The following is a 5,390-nucleotide window of genomic DNA, read 5'->3' as shown; positions in this document are numbered from 1 at the left end:
TAGTGGCGGTTGGCGGTCTCGTACTCGACGTGCGCGGTGTTGATCGTGATGCCGCGCGCCTTTTCTTCGGGCGCCGCGTCGATCTGGTCGTAGGCCTTGGCTTCGCCGCCGAACTTGCTCGACAGCACCGTCGTGATCGCCGCCGTCAAAGTCGTCTTGCCGTGGTCCACGTGCCCGATCGTCCCCACGTTCACGTGCGGCTTCGTCCGTTCAAATTTGCCTTTTGCCATTTTTAAATCTCCGTATCAAAGAGCAGTTCCAGTGTGGTGTTTAAGGTCTCCGGTGGGGTGTTCATCCCACTGCCACTGGCAGCAGAGGGCGCCCCGCCCAAGACCGGCTCGTCCAGCTTGTTTCTTACTTTCCGCGCGCAGTGATGATCGCGTCGGCCACGTTCTTCGGAGCTTCGCTGTAGTGCTTGAACTCCATGGTGTACGTGGCACGGCCCTGCGACATCGAACGCAGGGTCGTCGAATAGCCGAACATTTCCGACAGAGGAACTTCGGCTTTGATGACCTTGCCGCCGCCAGGCATGTCGTCCATGCCTTGGACCATGCCGCGACGCGAGGACAGATCGCCCATCACGCCACCGGCGTAGTCTTCCGGCGTCTCGACTTCAACAGCCATCATCGGCTCGAGGATCACGGGCGAGGCCTTGCGGCAGCCGTCCTTGAAACCGAACGAGGCGGCCATCTTGAACGCGTTTTCGTTCGAGTCGACTTCGTGGTACGAACCGAAAGTCAGGGTGACCTTGACGTCGACCACCGGATAGCCGGCGAGCACGCCGTTCGGCAGCGAGTCTTCCACGCCTTTCTTGACGGCGGGGATGAATTCACGCGGCACGACACCGCCCTTGGTCGCATCGACGAACTCGAAGCCCTTGCCGGGCTCTTGCGGTTCGACCTTGAACACAACGTGACCGTACTGGCCCTTACCGCCCGACTGGCGAACGAACTTGCCTTCGATGTCCGCAACCGGCTTGCGAATCGTTTCGCGGTAGGCCACCTGCGGCTTGCCGACGTTGGCTTCGACGCCGAATTCCCGCTTCATGCGGTCGACGATGATTTCTAGATGGAGCTCGCCCATGCCCGAAATGATGGTCTGGCCGGATTCTTCGTCGGTCTTGACACGGAAGGACGGGTCTTCCTGAGCCAGACGGCCCAGGGCGATGCCCATCTTTTCCTGGTCGGCCTTGGTCTTGGGCTCGACAGCCTGCGAAATCACCGGCTCCGGGAAGATCATCTTTTCGAGCGTGACGATCGCGGTCGGGTCGCACAGCGTTTCGCCGGTGGTCACTTCGCGCAGACCCACGCAGGCAGCGATATCGCCAGCCAGAATTTCCTTGATTTCTTCACGCTGGTTAGCGTGCATTTGGAGAATCCGGCCGATGCGCTCTTTCTTGCCGCGGATCGGGTTGTAGACCGAGTCGCCCGACTTCAGTACGCCCGAATAGACACGCACGAAAGTAAGCTGGCCGACGTAAGGGTCGGTCATCAGCTTGAATGCAAGTGCCGCGAACTTCTCGTTGTCGTCAGCGTGACGGACGACCTCCTTGTCGTCGTCGTCATGACCGGGAACCGGCGGAATGTCGATCGGTGACGGCATGAATTCAATGACGGCGTCTAGCATTCGCTGCACGCCCTTGTTCTTGAAGGCGGTACCGCACAACATCGGCTGAATTTCCGTCGCGATGGTGCGCGCGCGAATGCCCAGCTTGATCTCGTCTTCGCACAGCTCGCCCGATTCGAGATACTTGTTCATCAGCACTTCGCTGGATTCAGCGGCAGCCTCGACCAGGTTCTCGCGCCACTTCTGAGCATCAGCCAGTAGGTCCGCGGGAATTTCCTTGTAGTCGAACTTCATGCCTTGCGAAGCCTCGTCCCAGATGATCGCCTTCATTTTGATGAGGTCGATCACGCCGGTGAAGTTTTCTTCGGATCCGATGGGGATCACGATCGGCACGGGGTTGGCCTTCAGGCGAACCTTCATCTGGTCGTAGACCTTGAAGAAGTTCGCGCCGGTGCGGTCCATCTTGTTGACGAACGCGAGGCGGGGGACCTTGTACTTGTTGGCTTGGCGCCAAACGGTTTCCGATTGTGGCTGCACGCCGCCCACGGCGCAGTAGACCATGCAGGCGCCGTCGAGCACACGCATCGAGCGCTCTACTTCAATCGTGAAGTCAACGTGACCGGGAGTGTCGATGATGTTGATGCGATGCTCTGGGAAGGACATTTCCATGCCTTTCCAGAAGCAAGTGGTGGCAGCCGAGGTGATCGTGATGCCGCGCTCTTGCTCCTGCTCCATCCAGTCCATGGTCGCAGCGCCGTCGTGCACTTCACCGATCTTGTGGTTCACGCCGGTGTAGAAGAGGATGCGCTCGGTCGTGGTCGTTTTGCCGGCGTCGATGTGCGCCGAGATACCGATGTTCCGGTAGCGCTCGATCGGGGTCTTGCGGGACATGATGTCACTCCAAATGCAGGAGCCGCTCGCGGGCTAGGAAAAACCCGAAGAGCGGCCGAGAGAAACGTTGATTGGCAGGAAGTCGAATTTAGAACCGGAAGTGCGAGAACGCCTTGTTGGCTTCAGCCATACGGTGCACTTCATCACGCTTCTTCATCGCGCCACCACGACCTTCGACAGCTTCGAGCAGTTCGTTGGCCAAGCGCTGCGCCATCGACTTTTCGCCACGCTTGCGCGCGGATTCCTTCAACCAGCGCATAGCCAGAGCCACGCGGCGGACAGGACGAACTTCCACGGGAACTTGGTAGTTCGCACCACCGACGCGACGCGACTTCACTTCGACCATCGGCTTGATGTTGTTCAGCGCGACCGTGAAGATTTCGAGCGGATCCTTGCCAGACTTCTTTTCGACCTGTTCGAGTGCGCCGTAGATGATGCGCTCGGCGATAGCCTTCTTGCCCGACTCCATGATCACGTTCATGAACTTGGACAGATCGACAGAACCGAATTTCGGGTCAGGGAGGATCTCGCGTTTGGGGACTTCGCGACGACGTGGCATTTCATTCTTCCTTTTGCTTCAGTTGGCTGGAGCTTTCGCTTTCGCCTCGGGTGCCAGCAACTCCTGGGGCACCCACTTACTCGACAAACATGGATGCTTGTCGAATCCTTTGCCAGCCTTCAGACTGGTCTTTGCTGTTGCAGCAGCGCCAGTTAAGCCTTCTTCGGGCGCTTCGCGCCGTACTTGGAGCGCGACTGCTTGCGGTCTTTCACGCCCTGAAGGTCGAGCGAGCCGCGCACAATGTGATAGCGCACACCAGGCAGGTCCTTGACGCGGCCGCCGCGCACAAGTACGACGCTGTGTTCTTGCAGGTTGTGGCCTTCACCGCCAATGTAGGAGATGATTTCGAATCCGTTGGTCAGACGAACCTTGGCTACCTTACGCAGCGCTGAGTTCGGCTTTTTCGGAGTCGTGGTGTACACGCGAGTGCACACGCCGCGTCGCTGGGGGCCTCCTTGCAGCGCCGGCGACTTGGACTTCGTGGCTTCGGTCTCGCGACCGTGACGCACGAGTTGGTTGATGGTTGGCATAGGTAACTTGTTCCCGTTTGAAGTCACTCGGCTTCCGGCGGAATGCAAGCGCCTCAGTGGAGGGAAGCCCAACGCATCATGCTGGTTTTGTCAACCTATGTGGTGGGCCGCCCAACAAAGAGGGCAGCAGAATCTGCCGAAAAGCCCGCAAGTATATTCGGGTCAACCCCGCGCCGCAATAGAACGGCGCCTCAAGGACCTCCAATGCCGTCGACCGTTGCCTCTTCCAACACTGATTCCGCGTTCGTTGTGTCCAGTTTGGCTCCGACAGTGCTCAACGTCGTCATCGACACCAACGTGGTTTTGGACTGGCTGGTGTTTCGCAATCCCTACTGCGCTCGGTTTTCGGACTACTTCACAAGCGGGCGCCTGCGTTGGCTGGCAAGTCCGGCGATGCGTGACGAGTTAGCCCATGTATTGGGGCGAGGCGTATGCGATGCCTGGGCACCCGATCTGCTTGGGCTGTGGGGGACGTGGGACCGCTTGTCGACGCTCACCCACCAGATCCCCTTGATATGTGCAGCTGCACGCATGCGATCCACGGATGTCGACGATCAGAAATTCATCGATTTGGCGCTTGCGCACAATGCACGCTGGCTTTTGAGTCGGGACCGTGCCGTTTTGAAGGTCGGCCGCCGCACTCGTTCACTTGGTTTGGAAGTGCTTACTCCGGAGGTCTGGCTGCCGTCATTCAGCCCATGCTAAGGCTAAGGGGCGAGCAGTAGTAGACGGCCGCCAGTCAGATTGGTTGCGCATGGAATGTCGTGGACGTCGCATGCGCGAACAAGCACGCGGTTGAGGGGTCATCGAGTCCCGAAGGAAAACCACCGCATCGATCTCGCGGACAGCGAGACGGGAGCCGATCTGAAGTCACCGCCCATCGGGCCGCTCAACATGAGCTCGACATCGTGCCCGGATTCGGCGCGGAGAACACCACCGGTCGTTCCGGTCGCGACGAGGTGACATTGCGATAGAGAGGGTGCAAACTAGTTGGCGAGAAGGACCATGTTGCCCTTCTTGTGGTCATGCGCGATCAGGGCGATGTTCATGGACGGAATTGACCGCGATCTCGTCCACCCCGATGGCGCGCAGCGGCCCGAGTTCGCGGTGATCGAGTCCCATTACACGACATACTCCACGGCATGGCAGACCTTGTCCCAGGTGGTGCCAAAGCTCAGCGCCGATTCCTTTCACGACAGCTTGCGTGCCCATTGCGTGTCCAGTGCGCCAGGTACAAGATGTAGGCCTTGGTCAGGGTGTGCTTGCCCGTGGCTCTCGGCACCGACTCGACCTTCACGCCGAATTGGCCACACTGCACGCGCCTCATGGCATACACAAGCATCACGGCATAGCCCCAGATCGGGATGAACTCAAACCGCCGCAGAGGTAATACGTCATATCCGGGCGCAGGCTTGCCGCAACATGAGCAGTGCGCCTTGGAACCCCGGCGTGGGCGCACGTCCACCTCGATGATGCCGGGGGGCAATCAGTCGCGCGGCGGCGTAGACGAAGCATGGACAGTGGTGGCAGGCGTTGAGCAAACGGGTCAGCAACATGAGTCATGGCGCTACGAAAAGGTGGATATCGCTGCTGTGTGGCAGCAAGTCGTCGAGACGGTGACGTGGCGAACGTGGCCGCGGGCATCGTCGATAAAGCAATGCGTGTACGGATCAACTTGCCGAAAATGCCCACAAATAGCTCCAACCAGCCATAAAAAAAGCCCCCGTCATTTGACGGGGGCTGTTTTATTAATAGCCTGACAATGTCCTACTTTCACACGGGAATCCGCACTATCATCGGCGCTGAGGCGTTTCACTGTCCTGTTCGGGATGGGAAGGAGTGGG

The 5,390-nt window shown here is 59.1% G+C and carries 5 protein-coding genes, 1 rRNA gene and 1 pseudogene; 1 reads left to right on the top strand and 6 read right to left on the bottom strand.

The features are described 5' to 3' along the window. From AC30NL_RS01190 to rpsL, 4 genes are all read right to left on the bottom strand, one after another. Positions 1–230: GTP-binding protein (locus tag AC30NL_RS01190; RefSeq protein WP_489462183.1), on the bottom strand; the 230-nt coding region annotated here is incomplete at its 3' end. A gap of 124 nt (positions 231–354) precedes the next feature. Then, a complete protein-coding gene (gene fusA, locus AC30NL_RS01185; RefSeq protein ID WP_489462182.1) occupies positions 355–2,457 on the bottom strand; it encodes an elongation factor G in 2,103 nt (700 codons plus the stop codon). An 88-nt stretch (positions 2,458–2,545) separates the two neighbouring features. Next, positions 2,546–3,016: a 30S ribosomal protein S7 gene (gene rpsG / locus AC30NL_RS01180; protein WP_489462181.1), complete on the bottom strand. Its 471-nt coding sequence runs from the start codon at positions 3,014–3,016 to the stop codon at positions 2,546–2,548. 152 nt (positions 3,017–3,168) lie between these two features. Further along, complete coding sequence (gene rpsL, locus AC30NL_RS01175; RefSeq protein ID WP_025495254.1) at positions 3,169–3,546, bottom strand: 30S ribosomal protein S12; 378 nt, start codon at positions 3,544–3,546, stop codon at positions 3,169–3,171. A 204-nt stretch (positions 3,547–3,750) separates the two neighbouring features. Between rpsL and AC30NL_RS01170 the strand changes: the two genes are divergently transcribed. After that, a complete protein-coding gene (locus tag AC30NL_RS01170) occupies positions 3,751–4,251 on the top strand; it encodes a PIN domain-containing protein (RefSeq protein WP_489462180.1) in 501 nt (166 codons plus the stop codon). 2 nt (positions 4,252–4,253) lie between these two features. Here the strand turns inward: AC30NL_RS01170 and AC30NL_RS01165 are convergent. Together AC30NL_RS01165 and rrf are read right to left on the bottom strand one after the other, a co-directional pair. Then, a pseudogene (locus AC30NL_RS01165) lies at positions 4,254–4,595 on the bottom strand (methylglyoxal synthase). Positions 4,596–5,300: 705 nt separating this feature from the next. Next, positions 5,301–5,390 (bottom strand): 5S ribosomal RNA (rrf, locus tag AC30NL_RS01160); the annotation flags it as partial.

It is taken from the genome of Rhizobacter sp., from assembly GCA_021153565.1.
In the GTDB taxonomy this organism is placed as follows: Bacteria; Pseudomonadota; Gammaproteobacteria; order Burkholderiales; family Burkholderiaceae_C; genus Albitalea.
Note: the sequence above shows the minus strand (reverse complement) of the source record. Positions and strands in the feature narration are given on the sequence as shown.